The organism is Archangium sp. Cb G35 (assembly GCF_001896145.1).
In the GTDB taxonomy this organism is placed as follows: Bacteria; Myxococcota; Myxococcia; order Myxococcales; family Myxococcaceae; genus Archangium; species Archangium violaceum.
This window is the reverse complement of sequence record NZ_MPOI01000010.1, coordinates 313,526-337,714: the sequence shown is the minus strand read 5'-3', so window position 1 is coordinate 337,714 and position 24,189 is coordinate 313,526. Positions and strand designations below refer to the sequence as shown.

Annotated in this window: 19 protein-coding genes and 1 pseudogene; 12 read left to right on the top strand and 8 right to left on the bottom strand. The window is 69.3% G+C overall.

The genetic code is table 11. The annotated features are described in order from the left end of the window. Positions 1 to 134 precede the first annotated feature (134 nt). Genes BO221_RS29655 through BO221_RS29630 form a run of 6 tightly spaced genes read left to right on the top strand, consistent with a single transcriptional unit; the run spans position 135 to position 6,791 of the window. Positions 135 to 1,058: an ABC transporter ATP-binding protein gene (locus BO221_RS29655; protein WP_073564080.1), complete on the top strand. Its 924-nt coding sequence runs from the start codon at positions 135 to 137 to the stop codon at positions 1,056 to 1,058. Next, on the top strand, positions 1,055 to 1,891 hold the full coding sequence (locus tag BO221_RS29650; RefSeq protein ID WP_073564078.1) for an ABC transporter permease subunit: 837 nt from the start codon (positions 1,055 to 1,057) through the stop codon (positions 1,889 to 1,891). Before BO221_RS29655 ends, BO221_RS29650 begins: the two co-directional genes overlap by 4 nt. Then, the gene (locus BO221_RS29645) at positions 1,892 to 3,001 is read left to right on the top strand and encodes a hypothetical protein (protein ID WP_073564077.1); all 1,110 of its coding nucleotides are present in this window, start codon (positions 1,892 to 1,894) and stop codon (positions 2,999 to 3,001) included. A gap of 49 nt (positions 3,002 to 3,050) precedes the next feature. Next, the gene (locus BO221_RS29640) at positions 3,051 to 5,198 is read left to right on the top strand and encodes a TauD/TfdA family dioxygenase (RefSeq protein WP_233166316.1); all 2,148 of its coding nucleotides are present in this window, start codon (positions 3,051 to 3,053) and stop codon (positions 5,196 to 5,198) included. Further along, on the top strand, positions 5,195 to 6,277 hold the full coding sequence (locus BO221_RS29635; protein ID WP_073564073.1) for a hypothetical protein: 1,083 nt from the start codon (positions 5,195 to 5,197) through the stop codon (positions 6,275 to 6,277). The genes BO221_RS29640 and BO221_RS29635 overlap by 4 nt, the downstream gene beginning before the upstream one ends. Beyond that, the gene (locus BO221_RS29630; protein ID WP_073564071.1) at positions 6,270 to 6,791 is read left to right on the top strand and encodes a hypothetical protein; all 522 of its coding nucleotides are present in this window, start codon (positions 6,270 to 6,272) and stop codon (positions 6,789 to 6,791) included. The genes BO221_RS29635 and BO221_RS29630 overlap by 8 nt, the downstream gene beginning before the upstream one ends. On the opposite strand, the gene BO221_RS29625 is transcribed toward BO221_RS29630, so the two are convergent. From BO221_RS29625 to BO221_RS29615, 3 genes are all read right to left on the bottom strand, one after another. Continuing rightward, positions 6,785 to 8,113 (bottom strand): hypothetical protein, encoded by a 1,329-nt coding sequence (locus BO221_RS29625; protein WP_143195764.1) that lies wholly within the window; start codon positions 8,111 to 8,113, stop codon positions 6,785 to 6,787. The genes BO221_RS29630 and BO221_RS29625 overlap by 7 nt on opposite strands. A 30-nt stretch (positions 8,114 to 8,143) precedes the next feature. Next, on the bottom strand, positions 8,144 to 8,476 hold the full coding sequence (locus BO221_RS29620) for a hypothetical protein (protein ID WP_073564067.1): 333 nt from the start codon (positions 8,474 to 8,476) through the stop codon (positions 8,144 to 8,146). A 114-nt stretch (positions 8,477 to 8,590) separates the two neighbouring features. Beyond that, positions 8,591 to 8,944: a hypothetical protein gene (locus BO221_RS29615; RefSeq protein WP_083681536.1), complete on the bottom strand. Its 354-nt coding sequence runs from the start codon at positions 8,942 to 8,944 to the stop codon at positions 8,591 to 8,593. Positions 8,945 to 9,192: 248 nt separating this feature from the next. Here BO221_RS29615 and BO221_RS29610 point away from each other — a divergent pair, with 248 nt between their 5' ends. The 4 genes from BO221_RS29610 to BO221_RS29595 all read left to right on the top strand — a co-directional run bounded on the left by BO221_RS29610 (position 9,193) and on the right by BO221_RS29595 (position 11,903). Then, complete coding sequence (locus BO221_RS29610) at positions 9,193 to 9,438, top strand: hypothetical protein (protein ID WP_073564065.1); 246 nt, start codon at positions 9,193 to 9,195, stop codon at positions 9,436 to 9,438. Between the two features lie 127 nt (positions 9,439 to 9,565). After that, positions 9,566 to 10,936 carry an oxygen-independent coproporphyrinogen III oxidase gene (gene hemN, locus BO221_RS29605; RefSeq protein ID WP_073564063.1) on the top strand — a complete coding sequence of 457 codons (1,371 nt, stop codon included), beginning with the start codon at positions 9,566 to 9,568 and terminating at the stop codon, positions 10,934 to 10,936. Between the two features lie 2 nt (positions 10,937 to 10,938). Then, positions 10,939 to 11,526 (top strand): hemerythrin domain-containing protein, encoded by a 588-nt coding sequence (locus tag BO221_RS29600; RefSeq protein ID WP_073564061.1) that lies wholly within the window; start codon positions 10,939 to 10,941, stop codon positions 11,524 to 11,526. Then, entirely contained in the window at positions 11,523 to 11,903 is a 381-nt protein-coding gene (locus tag BO221_RS29595) for a response regulator (RefSeq protein ID WP_073564059.1), read from the top strand. The genes BO221_RS29600 and BO221_RS29595 overlap by 4 nt, the downstream gene beginning before the upstream one ends. Positions 11,904 to 11,968: 65 nt before the next feature. Here BO221_RS29595 and BO221_RS29590 read toward each other — a convergent pair whose 3' ends face one another. Both BO221_RS29590 and BO221_RS29585 read right to left on the bottom strand, forming a co-directional pair. Continuing rightward, on the bottom strand, positions 11,969 to 14,233 hold the full coding sequence (locus BO221_RS29590; RefSeq protein WP_073564057.1) for a hypothetical protein: 2,265 nt from the start codon (positions 14,231 to 14,233) through the stop codon (positions 11,969 to 11,971). 257 nt (positions 14,234 to 14,490) lie between these two features. After that, a complete protein-coding gene (locus BO221_RS29585; RefSeq protein WP_083681599.1) occupies positions 14,491 to 16,764 on the bottom strand; it encodes a hypothetical protein in 2,274 nt (757 codons plus the stop codon). 272 nt (positions 16,765 to 17,036) lie between these two features. Here BO221_RS29585 and BO221_RS29580 point away from each other — a divergent pair, with 272 nt between their 5' ends. Next, the gene (locus BO221_RS29580; protein ID WP_073564053.1) at positions 17,037 to 19,985 is read left to right on the top strand and encodes a DEAD/DEAH box helicase; all 2,949 of its coding nucleotides are present in this window, start codon (positions 17,037 to 17,039) and stop codon (positions 19,983 to 19,985) included. 72 nt (positions 19,986 to 20,057) lie between these two features. On the opposite strand, the gene BO221_RS29575 is transcribed toward BO221_RS29580, so the two are convergent. After that, positions 20,058 to 22,391, bottom strand: a complete 2,334-nt coding sequence (locus BO221_RS29575) for a hypothetical protein (RefSeq protein WP_073564051.1) — start codon at positions 22,389 to 22,391, stop codon at positions 20,058 to 20,060. Positions 22,392 to 22,669: 278 nt separating this feature from the next. On the opposite strand from BO221_RS29575, the gene BO221_RS29570 reads away from it, so the two are divergent. After that, a complete protein-coding gene (locus BO221_RS29570; RefSeq protein WP_073564049.1) occupies positions 22,670 to 23,170 on the top strand; it encodes a hypothetical protein in 501 nt (166 codons plus the stop codon). Here the strand turns inward: BO221_RS29570 and BO221_RS57105 are convergent. Both BO221_RS57105 and BO221_RS57670 read right to left on the bottom strand, forming a co-directional pair. Further along, positions 23,139 to 23,660, bottom strand: a complete 522-nt coding sequence (locus BO221_RS57105) for a transposase (RefSeq protein WP_369865866.1) — start codon at positions 23,658 to 23,660, stop codon at positions 23,139 to 23,141. The two genes, BO221_RS29570 and BO221_RS57105, sit on opposite strands and share 32 nt — an antisense overlap. An 85-nt stretch (positions 23,661 to 23,745) precedes the next feature. Next, positions 23,746 to 24,120: pseudogene (locus tag BO221_RS57670) on the bottom strand (helix-turn-helix domain-containing protein); the annotation flags it as partial. Between the last annotated feature and the right edge of the window lie 69 nt (positions 24,121 to 24,189).

The following is a 24,189-nucleotide window of genomic DNA, read 5'->3' as shown; positions in this document are numbered from 1 at the left end:
GCCCTGTCAGCGGCCCTCCTCGTCCCCGGGGTGCCGGCCGCTCGCTTCGCGGTTGGGACCGGTCGGCGACCCCTCCGGACCGGCCGGACCATCGTCACGAGGCGCCGCGATGCGAGCGCCTACAGTCCCTCGACATGCATGCCATCGAGGTCGTGGGGCTCAAGAAGACGTATGGCAAGGGCTGGCGCCGCGCGGGTCAGGTCGCGCTCGCGGGCGTGGACCTGCACGTGCCGGTGGGCAGCTCGTTCGGGCTCATCGGGCCCAACGGCGCGGGCAAGACGACGTTCATCAAGTCGGTGCTCGGCATCGTGCGGCCCACGGGGGGCGAGGTGCGGGTGCTCGGCGGCGACCCCGAGGACCCCGCGGTGCGCGCGCGCATCGGCTACCTGCCCGAGCGCCTGCACCTGCCGGGGGCGTGGACGGCCACCGCCTTCCTGAACACGGTGGCGCGGCTGAAGAACCTGCGGCGCGATGGGGCCGCCCATGCGCGCCTGCTCGAGCGCGTGGGCCTGGCCGACGCGGCGGACCGGCGCATCGGGGGCTATTCCAAGGGCATGCGGCAGCGGCTCGGGCTCGCCGCGGCGCTGCTGGGTGAGCCGGAGCTGCTCATCCTCGACGAGCCCACGGACGGCATCGACCCCATGGGCCGCATGGAGGTGCGCCGCATCCTGCAGGACGAGGTGCGCCGCGGCGCCACCCTCTTCCTCAACTCCCATCTGCTGGCGGAGACGGAGCGCGTGTGCGACCGCATCGCCATCCTCGGCGAGGGCCGGGTGCTGCGCGAGGGGCGGCTGGAGGATTTGCAGCGCATCGGGCACCGCTGGTCGGTGCGCTTCGCACCGGGCGCGAGCGAGCAGGTGCTGCGGGCCGCGGGCTTCACGCCCGCTGGCGACGATGGCGACGGACGCTGGGCCCTCGGGACGCCAGACGCCGCGGCGCTCAACGTGGCCCTGAGCCAGGCGCTCGCGGGCGGCGCGCTGCTGGTGGAGTTGCGGCGCGATGCGCAGGACCTCGAGGCGGTGCTGACGGACGCGGTGGGCGCGGGGGTGGCGGCATGAACGGCGTCCTGGGCATCGCGGGCTACGTCTTGCGCGAGGCGCTGAGCCGCAAGTTCATCCTCGCCTTCCTGGTGGGCATCACGCTGTTGCTCCTCACACTCACGTTGTCGCTGCGCATCGAGGTCCTGGACGGCGCGCTCGCCGCCACGCGGCTGTTCGGCCAGTCCCTGGACTTCAGCATCCGGGCCGTCGACATGGCGCTGCGGCCGCTCTACATGGCCACCGCCTGGCTGGTGTTCTACGGCGGCATCCTCTTCGGCCTGGTGGCGTGCTCGGACTTCGCGCCTGGCCTTCTGTCGCCCGGCCGCATCGAGCATCTGCTCGCCCTGCCGGTGCGCCGCTGGCAGGTGCTGGCCGGCACGTTCGTGGGCGTGATGACGCTGGCGGTGGGCGGTGCGGCGTACGGGGCGGGCGGCCTGTGGCTCATCTTCGGCGTCAAGACGGGGTACTGGACGGTGGGGCCGCTCATCGCGGCGCTGCTCGCGTGCGTGGCGTACGCGGCGGTGTATGCGGTGATGCTCACCTGCGCGACGCTGGTGCGCAGCGCGGCGCTGTGTGCGGCCGCGGGCGGCGTGTTCCTGGTGCTGGGCGTCATCGCCGGCTTCCGGCGCAGCATCGCGCCGGTGCTCGAGGAGGGGGTGAGCCGCACGGGCTTCGAGCTGCTCACGCTCTTCCTGCCCCGCCTCAGCTCGCTCGCCAACGCATCGGCTTACATCGCCGCCTCCATCCCCCTCGAGCAGCGCTCTCTGGGCGCGGTGCTCGCGGGCGTGGGTCTCTTCGGCATGGGCGCGCTCGCGCTCGGCCTCTGGCACTTCGAACGGAAGGACTACTAGATGAAGACGCGAGGCTCGCGGTTCATGGTGCTCGCCGTGGTGCTGTTCTCCGCCGCGGCGCTGCTGATGTGGTTCGGACAGGGCGAGGAGGCGCTCAGCGAGAGCAGGCGGCCGCCGGTGGAGTTCCCGCGCCGGCTGCGCGCGGAGGAGAAGACGCGCGCGCAGGCGCGGCGTACCTGGGTGGTCCCGGCGCCGGACGCCGGGCCCCAGGGGGCTTCGGATCCGCTGCTCGCGGCACTGCCGCGCGGCAAGGGCAAGACAGCCGTGGTGCTGGAGGCCAACGCCCTTCGCCACTCGCCCATCGGCGAGCTGCTGCTCGAGTGCCTCTATCGCGACGGCGGCAAGCAGTTACAGCAACTCAAGGAGCGCACGGGCATCGATCCGCTCACGGACCTGGATCGGCTCGCCATCACCGACGAGGGCCTGGTGCTGTCGGGCAACTTCGGCAAGGCGAAGACCGATGAGCTGCTCGGGCAGCACGGGCGCTCGGGTTACGGCGACTCCGCGCGCATCTACGAGCCCCCGTCCGCGCCGGTGCTCGCCGACGGCGGGGTAGGGCGCGGCGGCGGGCCCACGTTCGCGACGTGGGGCAACCAGATGATCGTCGTGGGCCGGGACCGCGACGGGGTGCGCGACGTCATCGACCGGGTGGAGGGGCGTGGCCCGCAGGAGCCGCCGGTGCTCGGCGAGACCGCGACGTACGGCGAGGTGTACGGCGTTATCGCGACCCGCACCATCGCGAGCGTCCTCCCGCCGGACCAGCGCGAGATCGCCGAGCAGCTGGTGCGCGCCGCGGGCGCGGTGGAGTTGCACGTGGACGCACGCGGAGACGTGGCGGTGGTGGCGGACGTGAAGGGCGAGGACGAGCAGGCGGTCACGGATCTGGGCAAGAGTCTGGGCGGGGCGCTCGCACTCGCGCGCATGCGTGCGCAGAGCGAGGGGCAGGAGGAAGTGGCGAAGCTGCTCGACTTCGCGCGCGTGCAGCCAGACGGGGCCGAGTTCCGGCTGGAGGTGGCCCTGCCGCTCGACGTGCTGAAGGAGCGGCTCTCCTTCTGCCGCGAGCCTGCCCCGGAAGCGGCGGCCGGAGACGGAGGGGTGGAGCGGCCGTAGCGCAACCCTGGACAGCCCCGCTGGCACCGGGTGCCGTCATGTGTTGACTGTGGTACAAATCATCGCCGTGGACGATTCATGGGAGAAATGGCGCGCTCGCTCCGCGGCGATGCACCCCGAGCGCTTCAGTGCCAGGACGTTCGATGCCCACGGCCTGCTCGATGCCGGCAAGCTCGCATCGATTCGCGCGGCGCTCGAGCAGTTTGGCGCGGTGCACGTTCGCCGCACGGGGCTCCGCGGTGTCGACGACACCCTCCGTGCGATGTGCGAGCTCGGCTTCGCTCCGCACGAGCAGTTCACCGCGGGCGGGCGCACCAGCGAAGCGTGGCAGAAGAAGTGGGTCGAACCCGGCCTTCGACGGATGGATTTCTATCCGCCCGAGCTCTACCTGCTGCCCAACAACGAGGTGCAATACCAGCGCTGCTCTCCGCGCCGGGTGCTGTTCTATTGCCATCGCGCTCCCTCGAAGGGTGGCCGCACCTTCGTCCATCGCGCGGACGCCATCGTCCCCCTGCTCCGTGAGACGGGCCACGTGGGACGGACGCTCGTCGACAAGCTCGAGCGCTTCGGGCTGGTGATCGAGACGGGCTTCCTCCATCGCGCGCACCCCCTGAAGAGCGCCAACTACTTTCAATCGTGGCAGGAGCGCTTCGGCACTGACTCCCCCGGCGAAGCGCTCGCTCGCGCACGGGCGAAGACACTCGAATACGACGAGTGCTGGTTTCGCGACGACCCAGGCGAGCACGCGCACCCCACCCTGATGACGCGCATCACGATCAGCGCGTTCTGGTCCGATCCGGGCGATGGGCGGAGGTACCTGCGCTTTCCACGCATCGCGATGGATCCGCCGGGCGCGAAGAACGGGTACCGGCGCTTCATGCTCAGCAACGGCGAAGAGCTCAGCGGCGATGAGCGCGAGGCCCTCATCAGGGCGTACCTCCAATCTCGCGAGGGCATTCATTGGAACGACGGGGACCTCGTCCTCTTCGACAACCTCCGCTACGGACACTCCCGGGAGAGCTTCGAGGGCGGCCGGGAGGTCTACGTCGCCATGGGAGGCGAGCTCTGGGACGACCGCACCGGGCAGGCACGGCAGCAGCGGGAAGAGGCGAGAGCGAAGCTGGTTCCTCCGCTTGCCCGCTTCGCCAGCACCGCCTCGGATCCGTCCCAGCGTTACGCCATCGCACCCGCGTTCGTGCGGCGTGACGAGCTGTTCAGCGTCCGCACGTTCGACGCCGGGGGGGCGCTCGACGCGGGGGCGATCGAAGCCACTCGCCGTGAATTCGCCCGCCACGGAGCGCTGCATATCCGCAACAGCGGCCTCTCGCTCCTCGGGCCCGGACAGCTCGATGGGCGCGTTCTCGAGTCCCTCGGCTTCGGCCGCGAGTCGAGCTTCGCCTGGGGAGGAATGCACAGCGGCCGCACCGCGCGCAAAGCCATCTCGCGCGAGCTCCGCGCCACCGACGAGTACCCCGCGCACCTCTGGCTGCTCCCGCACAACGAGGTGCTCTACCAGCGGCACATGCCCGCGAGCCTGCTCTTCTTCTCCGCCAGTGAGTGCCCCATCTCGCAGGGAGGACGCACGTTCTTGCACGAAGCCGATGGGATGGAGCGCTGGCTTCGTTCACGAGGCCCCCAGGGTGAAGCCCTGCTCCGCGCCCTGCGCGAGCACGGAATGCTCATCGAGATGGGCTTCGTCGACGAGCGGCACCCCGAGAAGCACAGGAATTTCTTCCGCTCGTGGCAGGACCGCTTCGAGACCGCATCCCGCGACGAAGCCGAAGCGCGCTGCCGGGCCTCGACGCAGCAATTCGACGAGTGCTGGTGGATCGACGAGCCCACCTCCTCGGGTGAGCCCTGCTTCACCTTGATGACACGCGTCCGTGTCCCGGGCTTCTACGTGGATCCATCGAGCGGGCGCGAGACGATGTTCTTTCCGCGAATCGCCCTCGACCCCCCGTCCATCGTCAACGGACACCGGCGCTATCCCCTCGGAAACGGCCGCGAGCTCGACGATGACGAGGTCGACCTCCTGCTCGGCGCGTTTCTCGCGACGCGCGAGGGCCTTCACTACGAAGCAGGCGACATCCTGCTCTGCGACAACATCCGCTACGGGCACTCACGCGAATCCTTCACCCCGCCGCGAACGCTCGGCGTCGCCATGGCCAACACGGTCCTGAACCAGCACCTCCGATGAGCTCCGAGCGCTTCAGCCCGAATCAGTTCCGCCACGCCTCGAGCATCACCCACCCCGGTGAATTCCGTGACGGACGCTGGCACACCTTCACCCCGCGCGCTCCCGTCGAGCGCGTCCTGCTCGGCCGCCGCTGGCTGCTCCGGCCAGGGCTCACGTTCACGCCCTACGCCAATCCCACGCGCTGCAACGCGCACTGCGCATTTTGCTCCGAGGAGCTCGCGCGCATCGACGCGACGCGCCTCTCCGCCCACACGACCATCTCCGGCTACGACCGCTATTTCGCGGCGCTCGATCGCGCGTGGAGCGAGCTTCGTGGCTTCGAGATGGGGCTCAGTCTCAGCGGACTCGAAGCGACCTCCGAGCCCGAGTGGCTCCTGCGCCTGCTCTCACTGCTCGACGTGCACAGCGCGCTCTTCGCCGAGCGTGTGCTCTACAGCAACGGCTCGGGACTCGCGACCGACGAGCGCCTGGTGCCAGCGCTCGCCCGCGCCCGCTTCGATCGCGCCGAGCTTTCCCGGGCCCATTTCGACGAGAAGCTCAACCAACGCATCATGCGCTTCGGGCTCGGGCAGCCGATCCGTGGCGGTGAGGTATTCAGCGAGACCGTCCGGCGTGTGCAACGGGAAGGCGTGCCCGTGAAGCTCGTGTGCATCCTCAACACACAGGGCGTCTCCACGATCGAGCACGTCGAGCACTATCTGGACGAGGCCGAAGCGCTCGGCGTCGGGAACGTCGTGTTTCGAGAGCTCAGCGTCCTCGGGGACATCTACCGTGAGAACCGCGAGACGCGGTGGATCGCCGCCCACCGCGCCCCCGTGCGCGCTCTCATGGATGTGATCCTCGATGCGGAGGGCCACACGCGCACGGGATGGACGCTCGAAGGAGTGACCTCGGGCTACTACTACTACAACGAGCGTTACCGGCGCGGCCGCATCGAGGTCACCCTCGAAGGCTCGAGCTACGTCGCACACCGGGACGCCGTCGGGTCGGGAGTGCTGCAAAAGCTCGTGTTCCACTCGACCCGCGAGCTGTGTGGAGACTGGGTCCCCAACTCGCAGGTCGTCGGTTGCTATGACTGACGCGCGCTCGCTGTTGCGGCAGCTCGCCGCGTCGAACGTGCCTTTCGTCACCATCGGCAGCACTGGACTCGCGCTGCTCCATCCCTCGCACTTCACCGGCACGCGCCTCCCCGACGTCGACGTCCTCCTCGCCCGGGGAATGGACACGCTGCTCGCGTTCGTCCACTTCGCACGAAGCCGGAACGCACCGGTCACCTCCTGGGGAGAGCCTTTCGAGCTCGCCCATCGGAACAATGCACTCGAAGGGCGCTTCTACGTCCGCGCGCAGTTCGACGGCGGACTGCAATGCGATGCGACCTACGAGAACGCCCGTCTCGATGCGGACGTCCTCATCGGGCGTGCGCAATGGGTAGACGGGATCCCCATCTGTCCTGAGGAAGAGCTCTGGTTCTCGAAAATCCTCGCGGACCCGGGAAAGGCCAGGCGATTCGCGAGCGAACACGGGCTCGAGATTCCCTCCTCCGCGCTCGAACGCGCGCGGGTCATCCTGGGCAACCAAACACCGGCTCAATGACTTCCTCGCCCCTCGGGTGCGCTCGCTGCTCGGGATAAGAGGTTCGAGACGCTCACGATCAACGCGGTGCCGCCCATCACGAGGCCCAGGAGCATCCACGAGGCGAGCCGGGCCTCGAGTTGGGAGAACTCCTCGTGCGCTCCCCGCCCACCCCAGGATTCGACCCCGAAGAAGACATTGAGTAGCTGGATGTGGGTCTCCTTCCTCACCATCAATTGACCCAACACGAAGATCACCGTCGCGAAACCCCCGAGGCGGAGATGGCGGCGGAGTGGCCGGGGAATGATGAGCCAGAGCAGGACGGGAACGGAGAGGTAGAGCAGGCCCCACGTCGAGAGCATCTTCAATGCTCGCGCCCTGGGGTCTTCAGCCAGCAGCGCCGGGTCGACGCGCTGCATGAGCACGAGCCCGAACACCGCCGTGAGCACCAGCAGCACGGGAACCGGGGGAGCGGCGCGCATCGAGCCGCTGGGGACATCCTCCCGTCTGAAAGCGACTCCCCCGGCCGCGAGGAGCTGACCCAACCCCAAGCATCCCAGGCGGAGCAGGATGAAGGGATTCCGCCCGGCGTCCGTGTCGACGGACATCCACACCGAGAGCGACCAACCCCAGCTCACCTCGGAGATGGAACCGGCCGCTACCACCGGAAGTAGAACACGCGTGAACAGCGCGGCCATCGCCCACCAGTGCCCTCGCGTGAAGCGACGAGCGGCACGGGCCTCGAAGATTGAAAAGAACAATCCCACGATCAGCCCCAGAGCCACCACGAAAGGTGGTGGAACGACAAAGAGAGCCACTCCGAGGTAGTCGAGCGCGGACAGCCCCTTGAAGGCCCAGCGCGGGCGCGGTCCACAGCTCAACGGAAGCTCGAGGCTCGCTCTCCCCACGGATTGGCAGGGGAAGGTGTTCTCGAGGCAGAGCATGTCATCGAGGTACAACGAGGAGGGAAGCCCCCATCGATCCTTTCGGAGCACCATGGCTCCCGGGGTGCCGTAATCGACGACGGCGGCATTCCTCGTCCGGTCGACGATGCGGCCGTCCGGGTCGAGCTTCCCTTGCGCGTCGAAGCTGAAATCGTCCTGGAAGATCTGCCAGCGAACCTCTTCTTCGTCCACTTCGAGCCACAGAAGGGTATTCGCCAGCCGTCCCCGGACCGTACGGCCGTCCGGGTCGGTCACTTCGAGAGGAGCCCGTGCCTCCGGGCCTGGGTGACAGACCGTGACGTGCGGAAGCAACCACCGCGAGGCGGCGACGACGCAGACCACCAGGGCCCACGTCGCCCAGGCGGGCATCGGCCATCGGAAGCGGAAGGGAAGGGCCACGGTGCGGCTCCTGATGGAGTGATGGTGTGCTCAGCGGATGGGCCCCACCGGGCACCCCCAGATGATGGGGAGATGATGCATCGTCCAGAGGGCAAAGCCGCACGCGAGAGCCGCCATTCCGATCGTGGTGCCCAGGACCGTGCGTGCCCGGGCTCGCTTCCACCAGAGACTCCAGAGCGCGGCACCTCCCAGCAGGGTCCACCAGCTCGCCAGCCACCACCCGGACGAGACGATTCGCAGTCCCAACGGCGGCGGATATGCTCCGAAGTCGTTGAGCAAGCGGAGGTAGCTGGGGCCCGTGTGCAATGACGAGACGCCCAGAATCAAGAACTCTGCCACCAGCAGCGCACCCAGGCATCTCACACCTGTCGTGCTCATTGTCCGTGGGGCCATGGGCTTCTTGGTGTTCACGTGCGCTCGCGTTTCCCGGGCGGAGGGCCTCACGCTCCGGCTCAGGGAGCGGAGGCCCTTCGTGCTTCACCTGGCTGAGCGGGAAGTGGAGGGCGCCTCGGTGTCGGGCGTGCTGGCCATGATGTTCTTGTAGCAGTAGGGCACGTCCCGGGGGCAGTCCGAGGGACAAGACAGAGTGGTCTCTCCGTTGCAGCAGACGCCGTCGCCGCAGGTCCCATTGGGACAGTCCGCGGGGCAGTTGAGCCGCTCGATAGGGGCGCAGATGCCATCGCCGCAGACCGGGGCGGCCGCGGTCACGGCACCCTGCTCGTCTCCGGCGGGCGAGGAGGTGGTGGAGGGCTCATCCGCGGACGCTCCAGCACCACAGGCCAGCAGCAGGCTGGCGGCCAGTGACACGACCATGCTCACGGCACTCTTCATGGGGAACTCCTTTCGCGTCTGTACGCGAGGGGGGTGGAATCCGCGAGTATGGCGAGCACCGCCGGGATTCGTCACCGCCACGTACGAAAAACGTCACCTCTCGCGCTCACGCCAGGAGAGATCCACCGGATTCCAAGGGCCTGGCCACCCGGGTTTCCTGGCACGGCTGCTGCTTTGAGCCTCTGGCACACGGCAATGGCCTCCATGAGCCCGGGCGCCTGTCGCCGGCACGAAGCGAGGGAGAACCCATGCGGAATGAGTTGTCGCTCCTGAGGAACATGTGGCCGGTGGTGTTTCTGGGCACCGCGCTGGTGTCCGGCCTGCCGGAAGGTGGCCACGACCGCGTGGCCGCGGACGGCGTGGTGGCCGGGCTCCCCGAGGAGGAGGACGTGATGGACATCCTCCGAGAGCAGTGGGAATCGAAACCGTTGGGGTCACAGTCCGTGCAGGCGAGCAGGCAGGCAGGAGGCCTGCTTCCTGGGACAGGCAGGTGAGCCGGCCGTGGGGCGTTGAGCGCAACCCTTGCGCCTGGACGCAGCCCTTGCACCCGGAATCCCTGCCGGGACGGGCTCTTCCGAGGGAGGGCCGCTGGCACGGTGCTTGGATTGGGGGAGGGAACCGATGGTCTCGTCTCCGCACATCCCCACTCCCTCCGAAGAGCTGATGCGGCGCTATGACGTCGCCGGCCCCCGCTACACCAGCTACCCCACCGTGCCCGAGTGGAAGCAGGACTTCGGCACCGAGCGCTACGCCGAGCGGCTCGACGTGGCGGCCAGTGTGGGCGCCGGCGAGCCCCTCTCTCTTTACGTGCACCTGCCGTTCTGCCGCAGCCTCTGCTGGTACTGCGGGTGCAACGTGGTCGTCTCCCAGGACAAGCGCGCGGCGGACGTCTACGTCGACCATGTCCTCCTGGAGCTGGAGCAGGTGGTGGCCCGGCTGGGCCGTCGCCGTAAGTTGTCGCAGGTGCACTGGGGCGGGGGCACTCCCACCTTCCTGAACGAGCGGCAATTGGAGCGCCTGTGGAGCGGCATCACCCGGCATCTCTCGCCGCTGTCCGACGCGGAGGTTGCCATCGAGGTCCACCCGGCCATCACCACGCCCGGACAGCTCACCCTGCTGCGGGAGCTCGGCTTCAACCGCGTCTCCATGGGGTTGCAGGACTTCGATCCGAAGGTGCAGGAGGTCACGAATCGCCACCAGCCCTTCTCGCAGACGCGGGAGCTGCTGGACCACGCCCGGAATCTGGGCTTCTCCGGCGTGAACTTCGATCTCATCTACGGGCTGCCGTACCAGAACCCGGAGAGCTGGGCTCGCACGCTCGACCAAATCCTGGAGCTGCGGCCGGACCGGCTCGCCGTGTACTCCTTCGCCTTCATTCCGGACGTGCTCAAGCACCAGAAGCGCATGCCGGCCGAGGCCCTGCCGGACGCGCGCACCAAGCAGGGGCTATTCCGCGCCGCCTGGGCCGCCTTCGTGGACGCGGGCTACCAGCCCATCGGCATGGATCACTTCGCCGTCCCCGAGGATGAGCTGGCACTCGCCCAGCAGCGGCGCGCCCTGGGGCGCAACTTCCAGGGCTACACGGTGAAGGCGGCACAGGACGTGGTGGCGCTCGGCTCCACCGGCATCAGTGACGTGGGCGGCGCCTACGCGCAGAACGTCCGCGCCCTGCCGTACTACTACGAGCGCGTGCGCGAGGGCCGCTTCGCCACCGAGCGTGGCATCCAGCTCACCGAGGACGACCGGCGGCGCCGCGCCATCATCACCCAGCTCATGTGCAACTTCTGGGTGGACCTGGGCGAGGACGGCACGCGCGACTTCGCGCTGGAATTGGAGCGGCTGCGGCCGCTGGAAGACGATGGGCTGGTTCGGCGGGAGGGGAGCCAGCTCGAGGTCACCCCCTTGGGGCGGCTGTTCGTGCGCAACGTGGCGATGGTGTTCGACGCCTACCTGCGCCGGGCCGAGCGGCCCCGCTTCTCCCGGACGGTCTGAGCATGGACGCCATCGACATCCTCATGAATGAACACCGCCACATCGAGCGCGTCATGGACGTGCTCGAGCGGGCCGTGGAGTACGGACGCGGAGGAGGAGATGTGTCGCCGGTGCTCTTCGAGCGTGCCGCGCAGTTCCTCGTCACCTTCGTGGACGGCAGTCATGACGCCAAGGAGGACGAGGTCTTCCAGGCCCTCTCCTCGCGCGGACTGCCGCCGGGAGCGGGCGTGTTGGCGGCGCTCTCGGGGCAACACGCGTTGGGGCGGGAGCTGGCGGCGGAGCTGCGCGCGGCGGTCCGGGCGGTGACGGAGGGCATCCTGCTGCCCGAGGAGATGTTCGCCATCGCCGAGCGCTACGTGCGCCTGCACCGGGGCCACACGGAGGCGGAGGAGGTGCGGTTCTTCCCCATGGTGCGGCGGCTGCTCCCGGCGGACGTGATGGAGCGGGTGCGGGCGAAGTTCGCGCGCATCGAGGCCGCTCATGGGCCGCTGGCGGACGCGGCGGATGCCCTGGAGCTGGCCTTCCCGCTACCCGTGGCCACCGGGCGCCGCCCGGGCAATGTCCGGCCCCCACCGTGGGTCGGGCGATGAGCACCGAGAATGCCGTGAGGCGCATCCTGGTGGTGGACGGCGAGCCCGTGGCCATGGGCGCGCTGTGTGATCTCCTGTCCATGGACGGCTACGTCACGGTGGGCCTGTGCGAGCCGGACGAGGCTGTCCGGCGCCTGCGCGGCGAGCTCTTCGACGCGGTCATCACGGACGTGGTGCTGCCCGGAGGGCATGGGCTGGACGTGGTGCGCGCGGCCCGTGAGCTCCGGCCGGGCTCGCCGGTGCTGGTGGTGACGGGGCAGGTGAACTCGCTGGCCTCCGAGGCCGCCCGCTCCCTGGGGGTCCGGCGCGTGCTCGGCAAGCCCCTGCGCTACGAGACGCTCATCTCCGCCCTGCGGGACTCCATCCAGGGCCGCTGAGCGCTCCTGGCCGAGGCCTGTGGACGCCTCCTCGCCCGTGTGAACAGGAGGCGTCCGAGGTGTGCTCAGGGCATGGCCGGGCAGTGCCTCGCTTCCGGGGCGCGGTGGTCCCGGGACGTCATGGCCGTGAAGCGGCAGGGCAGTCGCACCCGGACAGGGGTGGAATGGACGCTCGACACCCCGTCGCCTATCTGGTCATACGCGTTGCTTCCCCAGGCACGGACGGTTCCGTCCTCGCGCAGGGCATAGCCGGTCCCCATGCCCGCCGAGAGCGCCTTCACCCTCGCGAGCGCCGGAAGCCGGACGGGGGTGGTGTAGAACTGCTGGGCCGTGTTGGCGAGCACGCCCATGTCGTTGTGGCCGAAGCCCCAGACCGTGCCGTCCCGGCGCACCACCAGAGAGGTGCCGTAGAAGGTGCTCATGAGGCCCACCACGTTCGTGAGGCCCGCCACGGGAGCAGGGGTGTGCCGGGAGATCCGCGTGCCATCCCCGAGCTGGCCCAGGCTGTTGTCGCCCCAGCCCCAGACGGTGCCATCCCTTCGCAGGGCCAGGTTGGAACCCTGTGTCGCGGAGATCGCCACCACGTCCGTGAGGCCCGGCACGGGGGCCGGGGTGTGCCGGGACGCCAACGATGTGTCGACCCCGAGCTGGCCCTGTTGGTTGACGCCCCAGGCCCAGACGGTGCCATCCTCTCGCAGCGCCAGGGCATGGACAGCCCCGGCCGAGAGCGTCACCACGTCCGTGAGATCCGGCACCTGCCGCGGAGTGGTGTGGATGTCGAAGTCATCGGGCCATCCGAGCTGCCCGCTGCCGTTGCGGCCCAGGCCCCAGACGGTGCCGTCCTCGCGCAGTGCCAGGGAGAACTGGAAACCGGCCGTAACGGCCACCATCCCCGAGAGACCCTCCACCTGGACCACCGGACTGGTGGTGGGAATGATCGGTCCGAACTGGCCGTCACTGTTGTCGCCCCAGCCCCAGACGGAGCCGTCCTCGGCCACCGCCAGGGCGTGCACGGCACCGGTCGCGATGGCCACCGCCTTCGGGACGCCCATCACCTGGGTCGGAGTCGCCTGGAGCTCGGGCTGCCACGGGCTGAGCTGGTAGTACCGGTTGTCACCCCAACCCCAGACAGTGCCGTCCTCGCGCAGCGCCAGGGAGAAGTACGTGCTGGCCGAGAGGCTCACGATCCCCGATAGATCCTTCACCCGCACCGGCGTGCTCCGGATGTTCGTCCCGGTCCCGAGCGCACCGGAGCTGTTCCAACCCCAACCCCAGAGGGTGCCGTTCTTGTCCAGCATCAGGGCCGGTCCACCCGCTGCCAGGGCGATCACGTGCTTCGGCCCGTCCAGCCGCCGTGGAGTGGCGTCGCCTTCCCAGGGGACCACCACGGAGGGGTCGAGGCCCCAGGCCCAGACGGAGCCGTCCGCGCGCCGCACCAGGGACAAGGACGAGCCGGCCGCGGCATCCACCACGTCCGTGAGTGCTGGCACCTGCCTCGGGGTGGGGTTGGAGGAGGTGGCTTCGGGGAACCCGAGCTGGCGGTAACTGTTGGTGCCCCAGGCCCAGAGGATGCCATCTCTCCGTACCGCCAAGGCATGCCCGGAACCGGCCGAGAGGGCCATGATGCCGGTGAGGCCCGGCACCTGCGTGGGGATGGGGTCGAAACGCGTGGGCGTGCTCCGTCCGAGCTGGCCATTCCCGTTGTTACCCCAACTCCAGACGGTGCCATCCGCGCGCAGCGCCAGGGCATTGTCAGAGCCGGCGGAGAGCGCTACCACGTTCGTGAGGCCCGGCACCTGCGTGGGAGTGGCATCGAAGGACGTGGGCGTGCTCCGTCCGAGCTGGCCCGTCGCGTTGTAGCCCCAGCTCCAGACGGTGCCATCCCCTCGCAGCATCAGGGAATGGTAGCCGCCGGCTGCGACGGCCACTCCACCCGTGAGCCCTGGCACCTGCGTGGGGGTGGGCTCGGAGCGGGTGGCGGGCCGTCCGAGCGGGCCATACCCGTTGGCGCCCCAGCTCCAGACGGTGCCATCCTCGCGCAACGCCAGGGTGTGCGAGTAGCCCGTCTCGATGAACTTCACCCGATCAATGGTCTCGAGCGCGGCCGGCAGGGCACGCGGTTGTGTCGTTCCGTCCCCGAGCTGGCCAAACCCGTTGGTGCCCCAGCTCCAGACGGTGCCCTTCGCATCCAGCGCCACGGTATAGGCCCCACCCGTCGACAGGACACCTCGAAGGGTGCTGTGTGGCTTCCCCTGCTGTTGCGATGCCCGTGCGCCGCCATAGCCGGTCAACAAGACGGCGCAGCTCAATGCCATCCACAGGTTTCTCATCGGTGGACTCTTCTCCTGAGAGGGTGATGCCTCACGCACGTCTGGTTTGACGCTGGGGGGCGACAGGCCCTGAGCACCTCGCGTGCCAGCGGGCGGGTTCCGCCAAACCCCTGGAATCAGTGGACGCCTGCCTGCTTGCTGGGTGAGGGGTGACAAATTTCGTCGGGGAGTGTGCCCAGATTCGTCGCTGAGTGCTCACAGCCGGAAGCGGTGGACGCCTCCTCGCCCCGTGTGAAGAGGAGGCGTCCGAGGTGTGCTCAGGGCATGGCCGGGCAGTGCCTTGCTTCCGGGGCGCGGTGGTCCCGGGACGTCATGGCCGTGAAGCGGCAGGGCAGCCGTACCTTGACCGCGGTGCGATGGACGCTCGACACCCCATCGCCAATCTGGTCATACGAATTGCCGCCCCAGGCCCACACCGTTCCGTTCTCGAGCAGGGCCACGCCGGTCTCCTCGCCCACCACGGCGAGATCCTTCACCCCCCCGAGCGCCGGAATCTGGACGGGGGTGGGGAAGAACTCCTGCCGCGTGTTGGAGAGCACCCCCAGGGTGTTGCGCCCGAAACCCCAGACGGTGCCATCCCGCCGCAGCACCAGGGAGAGGCCGTTGGAGGTGCTCGGGAGGCCCACCACGTCCGTGAGACCCGGCACGGGGGCCGGGGTGTACCGGGAGGTGAACGTGCCATCTCCGAGCTGGCCCTTCGCGTTGGAGCCCCAGGCCCAGACGGTGCCATCCCCGCGCAGCACCAGGTTGGTTTCGAATTGCGCGGAGATCGCCACCACGTCCGTGAGCCCCGGTACGGGAGCCGGGGTGTGCCGGTGATCCAACGACTCCGGAACCCCGAGCACCCCCTGCGTATTGTCACCCCAGGCCCAGACGGTGCCATCCTCGCGCAGTGCCAGGACATGGGAGTGCCCGGTCGAGAGGGCCACCACGCCCGTGATGCCCGGCACCTGCATCGGTGTGGTGTGGAGGTTGAAGTCGCGGGGCCATCCGAGTTGCCCGGAGGAGTTGATGCCCATGCCCCAGACGGTGCCATCCTCGCGCAGCGCCAGGGAGTAATTGGGACCGGCCTTGACGGCCACCATCCCCGAGAGACCCTCCACTCGTACCGGACTGGAGGTGGGAAGCTGCGGTCCGAACTGGCCCGCACTGTTGTCGCCCCAGCCCCAGACCGTGCCGTCCTCGGCCACCGCCAGGGAGTGGGTCTCGGTGCCCGCGACGGCCACCACCTTCGGGAGCTCCGTTATCTGGGATGGCGTGGCCTGGAACACGGGCAGGTACGGACTGAGCTCATAGAACAAGTTGTTGCCCCAACCCCAGACGGTGCCGTCCTCGCGCAGCGCCAGGACATACCTGAAGCCGGTCGCGAGGCTCACGATCCTCGACAGGTCTCGCGCCCGCGCCGGCGTGCTCCGGATGTTCGAGCCCGTGCCGAGCACGCCCGTGTGGTTCCAGCCCCAACCCCAGAGGGTGCCGTTCTTTTCCATCACCAGGGGACGTACGCCCGCCGTCAGGGCGATGACATGCTTCGGCCCGTCCACCCGCTGTGGGGTGTCGTTACCCGGGGTGCGCAGCTGCACGGAGGGATCGGCGCCCCAGGACCAGACGGAGCCATTCGCGCGCCGCGCCAGGGAGAAGTCCATGCCGGCCGCGACATCCCTCACATCCGTGAGCGCTGGCACCTGCCGCGGAGTGGGGTTGATGGATTTGATTTCGGGGAAGCCGAGCTGGCGGAACCTGTTGGAGCCCCAGGCCCAGACGGTGCCATCCGCACGCAGTGCCAGGGTATGCTCGAAGCCGGCCGAGAGGGTCACCACGCCCGTGAGGCCCGGCACCTGCGCGGGGATGGCATCGAAAGACGCCGCCAGGGTTCGTCCGAGCTGGCCATTCGCGTTGCTGCCCCAGCTCCAGAGGGTGCCATCCGCACGCAGCGCCAGCGAATGGTTGAAACCGGCGGAGAGCGCCACCACGTTCGTGAGGCCCGGCACCTGCGCGGGGATGGCGTCGAATGACGTGGACGTGGTCCGTCCGAGCTGGCCCGTCGTGTTGTTGCCCCAGCTCCAGACGGTGCCATCCGCACGCAGCATCAGGGAATGGTCGCCGCCGGCCTCGACGGCCACTCCGTCCGTGAGGCCCGGCACCTGCCTCGGTGTGGGCTCGGAGGCGGAGGCGGGCCGTCCGAGCTGGCCCATCCGGTTGTTGCCCCACGTCCAGACAGTGCCATTCTCGCGCAGTGCCACGGTGTGCCTGGCGCCGGTGTCGATGAACTTCACCCGGGCAATGGTCTCGAGCTCGGCCGGCAGGGCACGTTCCCGTGTTGTTCCGTCCCCGAGCTGGCCACTCTTGTTGTTGCCCCAACTCCAGACGGAGCCATTTTCATCCAGCGCCACGGTATGCCCCTCATCCGACGCCCCGAGAGAGCTCCAACTCGTTGAGAGGACGCCTCGAAGGGGGCGGGCCGCGTTCGACGGGGGGGGTGCTGCCCGCGCGCCGACATGGCTGGTCAACAAGACAGCCCAGAGCAATGCCATCCACAGGTTTCTCATCTGGTGATTTTTCTCCTGAGGGGGTTGTGCCTCACGCGTGTCTGGTTTGACGTCGGAGGCAGCGGGCCATGAGCACCGCGCATGCCAGGGGCCGCGCTCTCTCCTAAACCCCCGGAATCAGCGGGCGCCTGCCTGCTTGCTGGGTGAGGGGTGACGAATATTGTCTGAAGGGTGCCGGGATTCGTCGCTGAGCCCCCAGACAGGCGATCGCGGGCGTTGCGCGGCGCTTCTTCGGAGCGTAGGGAGTCCCATCTCCCATGTCCGCGACCGCCCAACTGCTCGAAGCCGTTCGAAAGGAAGCCCGCCCCGGTATCTGGACCACCGGGGTGACCCTCTCCCGCAATGGGGCCGTCTCGCTCCAGTCCCAGAAGCCCACCGAGCTGGAGCTGAGGGTCAAGGCACCGGGCCGCCCGGTTGCCCTCACGGTCACCCTGTACCCGAACGACGCCGTCTGGGAGTGCGACTGCCCCGGCCGGGTGGACCCGTGCGAGCACGTGGTGGCAGCGGCCATCTTCATCCAGCAGGCGGAGAAGCAGGACACCCCCCTGGAGACGGTCACCAAGAAGTGGTCCCGCGTCGTCTACCACTTCACGCGGGTCTCCGGCGGGCTGGAGCTCCACCGCACCCTCGCGCACCCCGATGGGAAGGAGGAGCCCCTCGAGGACAGTCTCGCCTCCCTGATGGCCAGGCCCGCGAAGGCCGCCACCCTCCAGGTCGAGCAGTCGGATCTCCTCGCGGATCGTCTCCTGGAGAAACGCACCCGGGGCGCGCTTCCTCCCGAGCGGCTGGATGCGCTGCTCCAGGTGCTCCAGTCCGCGCGCAACGTGTTGCTCGACGGCCGGCCCGTTGCCGTCTCTGAAGAGGTCGTCCTTCCGCGGGCCGTGGTCGAGGACCGGGGCGGGCAGCTGGTGGTGACGGTGGCGAAGGATCCCCGTGTCGTGGATGTCGTGAGCCCGGGGGTCGCGCTGCTGGGAGACGCGCTGGCGCGCCTGGGTGAGACCGCGATGACGGGGCCGTGGCTCCAGAACCTTCCGGTCGTCCGCACCTTCTCGCCCGAGCAGATGGGGGAGATCACCTCGAAAGTGCTCCCGGAGCTGGGCCGCCGCATGCCGGTCGAGGTCCGCAGCAAGCGTCTGCCCGCTATCGACCGGGACCTGAAGCCGCGCATCCTGCTGGAGCTCAATCAGCTCGAGTCCGGGCTGTCGGTGCTGCCCACGCTCGTCTACGGGGCGCCGCCGGCGGTGCGGATCGACAACGGCCGGATGGTCTACCTGCGCGGCGCCGTGCCCTTGCGCGACGAGGCGGCCGAGCAGCGGCTCCTCCATTCGCTCCGGGACGAGCTGAACCTGGTGCCCGGTCGGCGGCTGACGGTGCAGGGCCAGGAGATGGTTCGCTTCGCGGACAAGATCCGCCGCTGGCGTGGAGATCTCTCCGGCGACGCCGCGGGCATCGTGAGCCCGAACGTCAAGCTTCGCCCGAAGCTCGAGGTGCAATCCGCCGTCACCGCGGCCGGCATTCCCGACGTGCGCTTCACGCTCGAGTTCCAGGTGGAAGGGGACAAGGGCACGACGCACACCGTGGACGCGGCGGCGGTCATCCGCGCGTGGAACGAGGGCCTGGGGCTCGTGCCCCTGGAGGGCGGTGGCTGGGCGCCGCTGCCTCGTGCCTGGTTGGACAAGAACGGGCAGCGCGTCGCGGACCTCCTGGCCGCGCGCCAGGCGGATGGCAAGGTTTCCAACCACGCCCTGCCGGAGCTGAGCTCGCTGTGTGAGACGCTCGAGCAGCCGCCTCCGCCGGGACTGGACAGGCTGGCGCCGCTGGTCGAGGGCTTCGAGAAGCTCCCCGCGCCCACGCTGCCGGAGGACCTCACCGCCACGCTGCGCCACTACCAGCAGCAGGGCGTGAGCTGGCTCGGCTTCCTCAAGAGCTCGGGGCTCGGAGGCATCCTCGCCGACGACATGGGTCTCGGAAAGACGCTCCAGACCATCTGCGTGCTGGGGCCTCGTACGCTCGTGGTCTGCCCCACCAGCGTGCTCCCGAACTGGGCCGCGGAGCTCAAGCGCTTCCGCCCGTCGCTCAAGGTGTGCGTGTACCACGGCCCCGGCCGCGCCCTGGACGAGGCCGCCGATGTCACCATCACCACGTACGCCATCCTCCGCCTGGACGCGGCGGTGCTCGGCGGGCGCACCTGGGACGCCGTCGTGCTGGACGAGGCCCAGGCCATCAAGAACCCGGAGAGCCAGGTGGCGCGCGCGGCCTTCGGGCTCCAGGCCCAGTTCCGGCTGGCGCTGAGCGGTACGCCGCTGGAGAACCGGCTGGAGGAGCTCTGGAGCCTCATGCACTTCACGAACCCGGGTCTGCTCGGGGGACGCCGGCAGTTCGAGGAGAAGGTGGCCCGGCCCATCTCGGACGGGAGCGCCGAGGCGGCGCAGCAGCTGCGCAAGCGCATCCGTCCCTTCGTCCTGCGCCGTCTCAAGCGGGATGTGGCGCCCGAGCTGCCGCCGCGCACCGAGTCCGTGATGCACGTGTCCCTGGATGAGAAGGAGCGCTCGGTCTACGACGCGGTGATGGCGGCGACGCGCGCGGAAGTGGTCGCCCTGCTCAACGAGGGCGGCAGCGTGCTGAAGGCCCTGGAGGCCCTGCTCCGGCTGCGTCAGGCCGCCTGCCACCCGGCGCTCGTCCCGGGTCAGCAGGCCAGCTCGTCGTCGAAGGTGCAGACGCTCGTGGAGGCGCTCGGCACCGCGGTGTCGGACGGGCACAAGGCGCTCGTGTTCTCGCAGTGGACCTCACTCCTGGATCTCATCGAGCCGCACCTGAAGTCGGCCGGCATCGGCTTCGATCGCCTGGATGGAACGACGACGAACCGCGGGGACATCACCGCGCGCTTCCAGACTCCCGAGGGCGCACCGGTGCTGCTCATGTCGCTCAAGGCCGGCGGTACGGGCCTGAACCTCACCGCGGCGGACCACGTGTTCCTGATGGACCCGTGGTGGAACCCGGCGGCCGAGGCGCAGGCGGCGGACCGTGCCCACCGCATCGGCCAGGAACGCCCGGTGATGGTGTACCGGCTGGTATCCCAGGGCACGGTGGAGGAGCGCATCCTGGGCCTCCAGGAGAAGAAGCGCGCCCTCTTCGAGGCGGCCTTGAGCGAGGCGGCGGGCGCGACGGCCATCACCCGCGAGGACCTGCTCGAATTGTTCTCCTGAGCCTCCCGGAGGCCGGGCAGGGAAGGCCCGGGCACACCTGTTCCCCTGGTGTGCACGGGCCTCCGTGACTGCTCAGGGCGTGGCCGGGAAGTGCTCCTCTTCCGAGGCGCGGTGATCCGCGGACGGTATTGCCGTGAAGCGGCGGGGCAGCCGCGTGCGGGCAGGGGTGGTGTGGATGCTCGACACCCCATCACCGATCTGGTCGAGCGCGTTGCTGCCCCAGGCCCAGACGGTGCCGTTCCCGTGCCGGGCCAGGACGGTGGTGCCGCTCGTGGCGAGTGCCGTCACGCCCGTGAGCCCCAGGCGCCGGACGGGGACGAGGGAGAGGCTCTCATCCGTGGCGGACAACAGGTTGTAGTCGTTGGAGCCGAAGCCCCACACCGTGCCGTCTTGACGCACCACCAGCGAGCTCGCCTTGGCCGCCGCGATGCCCGTGACGCCGGTGAGGCCCGGCACGGGGGCGGGGGTGTACCGGTTCATCCGCGTGCCATCCCCCAGCTGCCCCTGCCAGTTGGCGCCCCAGGCCCAGACGGTGCCGTCCGCGCACAGGGCCAGGGCGTACTGGAAGGCCGCCGAGAGAGACACCACGCCCGTGAGACCCGGCACCTGCGTTGGCGTGGGAGCGACGTAGGTGGGGGGCCGCCCGAGCTGGCCCATCGAGTTCAAGCCCCAGGACCAGACGGTACCGTCCGCGCGCAGCGCCAGGACGTATTGACCGCTGCTCTCGAGGGCCACCACGCCCGTGAGGCCCGGCACCTGCGCCGGGGTAGGGTTGGCGCTGTAGTTGGCGGGACGCCCGAGCTGCCCCTCCGCGTTGGCGCCCCAGGCCCAGACAGTGCCGTCCGCACGCAGCGCCAGGGAAGAGAGGCCCGCCGCCTTGGCTGCCACGATGCCCGTGAGGCCCGGCACCTGCGCCGGGGTGGAGTCGATGGAGCTGGCGGGGCGCCCGAGCTGGCCCCTGAAGTTGGCACCCCAGCTCCAGACGGTGCCGTCCGCGCGCAGCGCCAGGGAATGGGCGAAGCCGGCCGAGACGTCCACGGCCTCCGGGAGGTTCATCACCTGCATCGGAGTGGCCCGCCGGATGTCCGCCCCTCCACCGAGCTGGCCGGAGGAGTTGTCACCCCAGCCCCAGACGGTGCCATCCTCGCGCAGCGTCAGGACATGGAGCCCGCCGGCGGAGACGGTCTTCGCGTCCCTCAGGCGGGGCACCCGCACCGGCGTGGGCCGCAGCTCCGTCCCGGTCCCGAGCTGGCCGTTGGCGTTGTTACCCCAGGCCCAGAGGGTGCCGTTCCTGCTCAGCGCCAGGGGGTGCTGGTCCGCCGCCAGGGCAATCACATGCCTGAGTCCGGGCACCTGCTGGGGCGTGTGGCGCTCGAGATTCGTCCCGTCTCCGAGCTGGAAGGACGAGTTGCGGCCCCAGGCCCAGACGGTGCCGTCCGCGCGCAGCGCCAGGGAGAAACCGTCGCCAGCCGCGAGCCCCACCACGTTCGTCAGGGCCGGCACCTGCTCCGGGAGGGAGGAGAGATCGAGGGAGGGGGACTGCCCGCGCTGGCCGGAGGAGTTGTCACCCCAGGCCCAGACAGTGCCGTCCGCGCGCAGTGCCAGGACGTGGTCGAAGCCCGCGGAGAGGGCCACCGCTCCCGTGAGCTCCGGCACCTGGGTGGGCGTGGAGTTGGGCTCGTAGCTGGAGGGCCACCCGAGCTGGCCTCTGAAGTTGGCACCCCAGCCCCAGACGGTGCCGTCCGCGCGCAGCGCCAGGGTGTAGCGCCCCTCGGCCGCGATGGCCACGACGTCCGTGAGGCCCGGCACCTGCGCCGGCGTGAAGAGGGGCTCGTCGCCGACGGGCTGCCCCACCTGACCGTAGACGTTGGAACCCCAGCTCCAGACGGTGCCGTCCTCGCGCAACGCCAGGGAGTGGCTTTCGCCCACCGCGACGGCCACGACGTCCGTGAGGCCCGGCACCTGGGCCGGCGTGGGGTTGGACATGGAGTTGCCGGGGTCTTGTCCGAGCTGGCCCACCATGTTGTCACCCCAGGCCCAGACGGTGCCGTCCTTGGCCAGCGCCAGGCTGTGCATGGGACTCGCCGCCACGGCCTTCACCTTGCCGAGGCCCACCGCCTTCACGGGAAGGGAGCGGTTGCGAGCCGTCCCGTCTCCGAGCTGGCCATAGCCGTTGTAACCCCAGGCCCAGAGCGTGCCATCCGCATCCAACGCCAGGGAGTGGGCGCTGCCGGCCGCGAGCACGCCCTGGAGTGGCGCGTTCCACCTCCTTCCGCGAAGGCTCGAGTCCTCGAGGGCCTCGCTCGTCAGCTCGGGGGCGGCCGGGTGCTGCAATGACGATTCTTCGCCGCTACCGCAGCCGCTCATCATGACGGCCGTGAGCAATGCCATCCATCTGGCTTTCATCCAGGTATTCCCTTCCGTTGACATGGTGGTGCCTCACGGGCGCATGCCCGTTCGCGTTCGTCTGGCTTTGAGCCCCGTCTCTCTGGCCGGGGCCGGGGTCTACGGCCGGGAGCAGTTGGCGTGCCAATGTTCGAGGTGACGCAAACCCCTGGAATCACCGGTTACCTGCCTGCCCACCAGGGGAGCGGTGACGAATTTTGTCGGAGCGTGTGACCAGATTGGTCGCCGCCGCCCTCATCCGGGAATCACGGACGCCGGACCTGGTGTAGAGAGGCGGCATGGCCGACAAGCGCCGCTTCGACCTCTTCGCCCAGTTCATCACCGAGCGGTTCCCCGCTCCGCGCATCTATGACATCGCGGGAGGGCAGGGCCGGTTGAACGAGGCCCTGTCCAGGCTGGGCCGCACGGTCACCACCTTCGACCTGCGCCACAAGCACCTGCCCGTCCGCTACGAGCAGCGCATGTTCACCCTGGAGGAGCCCTGCGAGTGCGATCTGCTCGTGGGCATGCACCCGGATGGGGCGACGCGGATCATCATCGAGTACGCGGCGAAGCACCGGCTGCCCTTCGCCGTGGTGCCGTGCTGCTCGGACAACAGCATGCCGTACAACCCGTGGCGCCGGTACCTGGCGGACCTGGCGCGCGAGCTCGGCTTCCCCCACGTGGAGGAGCGGGAGTTGCCCATGGAGGGCCGCTCCCGCGTCGTCTTCGGGGACTTCGGGTCTAAGCCAGTTGAAGAAAGTCCTGTCAGGGGGTCTCGCGCAGAGCGAGCCCTTTGAGCTGCCCCGAATGCCGCAAGCGGCTGAGCAGGCGAACAGCATCAGGATAGAACGCCTCGCGCTGCTGGGTCAGCATGCGGCTGAAGTAGGTGTCCTTCAAGTGCTCCCAGAAGTCCTCAATCCAGTTGAGGGTTTCGGAGGTGTAACGGGGCAACCTGAAGGGCCGCACCCAGGGACTGACCGCCTCAAGGGCGGCTCGGGCGAGGCGGGTATCGAAGGGGCGCCCGTTGTCGATGACGAGCACGATTCTCTTCCCCGTGCGTTTGGCCCGAGCCACCAGCTTGTCGAGCAGGGGCGGCACCATGTCGCCGGTGACGCGCTGGAGTTGGTGGGTGAAGAGGAAGTGCTTGTCGGGGTAGTGCAGCGCGCCCACCACGCCCACCCGGACGTTCTTGCCTGGCGTCGGTAGCAGCAGGCGACTGCCGCGGCGGCGCCACATGGAGCGTGTCACCGGCAGCAGGTCGAAGCGTGTGGCGTCCGCGTACCACAGCTCGAACCTCGCCCCTGGGCGAACGGCGGCCTTCTTCAGAGAGCGCAGGCGCCGAGCGGCGCGTGCTTTTTTCTGCCTCGTCCGCCAGATGCTGGGTGGTGAGCTTGGTGCGGCGCCAGGCCAGGCCGTGGCAGTGCAGCAACTCGTTGACCCACCTGGGACTGATTGCCACCTGGGTGCGTTGCTCCAAGTAGGAGGACAGCCGCGCACACGTCCAGCGGGAGAAGATGAAGCCCAGTTGCCTGGGGTCTGTTTCCACCGTTCTCAGCAGAAGCTCGAGGTAGGCGGGGCTGACGCGAGGAGGGCGGCCAGGACGAAGCGAGTCGGCCAGCCCCTCCAACCCCATGCTCCGCCAGCGTTGCCGACAGCGGTGCACGGTGCGTGCAGTCACTCCCAGGGCCCGCGCGATACTGGTAGCACTCTGACCCTGAGCACTCCACAACACGATGGCAGCTCGCACTGCCACTCCCGCGTGCTTCTGCTGATGCAGTGCACGCTGGAGGCGTCTGCGCTCGGAGGGCGTCAGGGT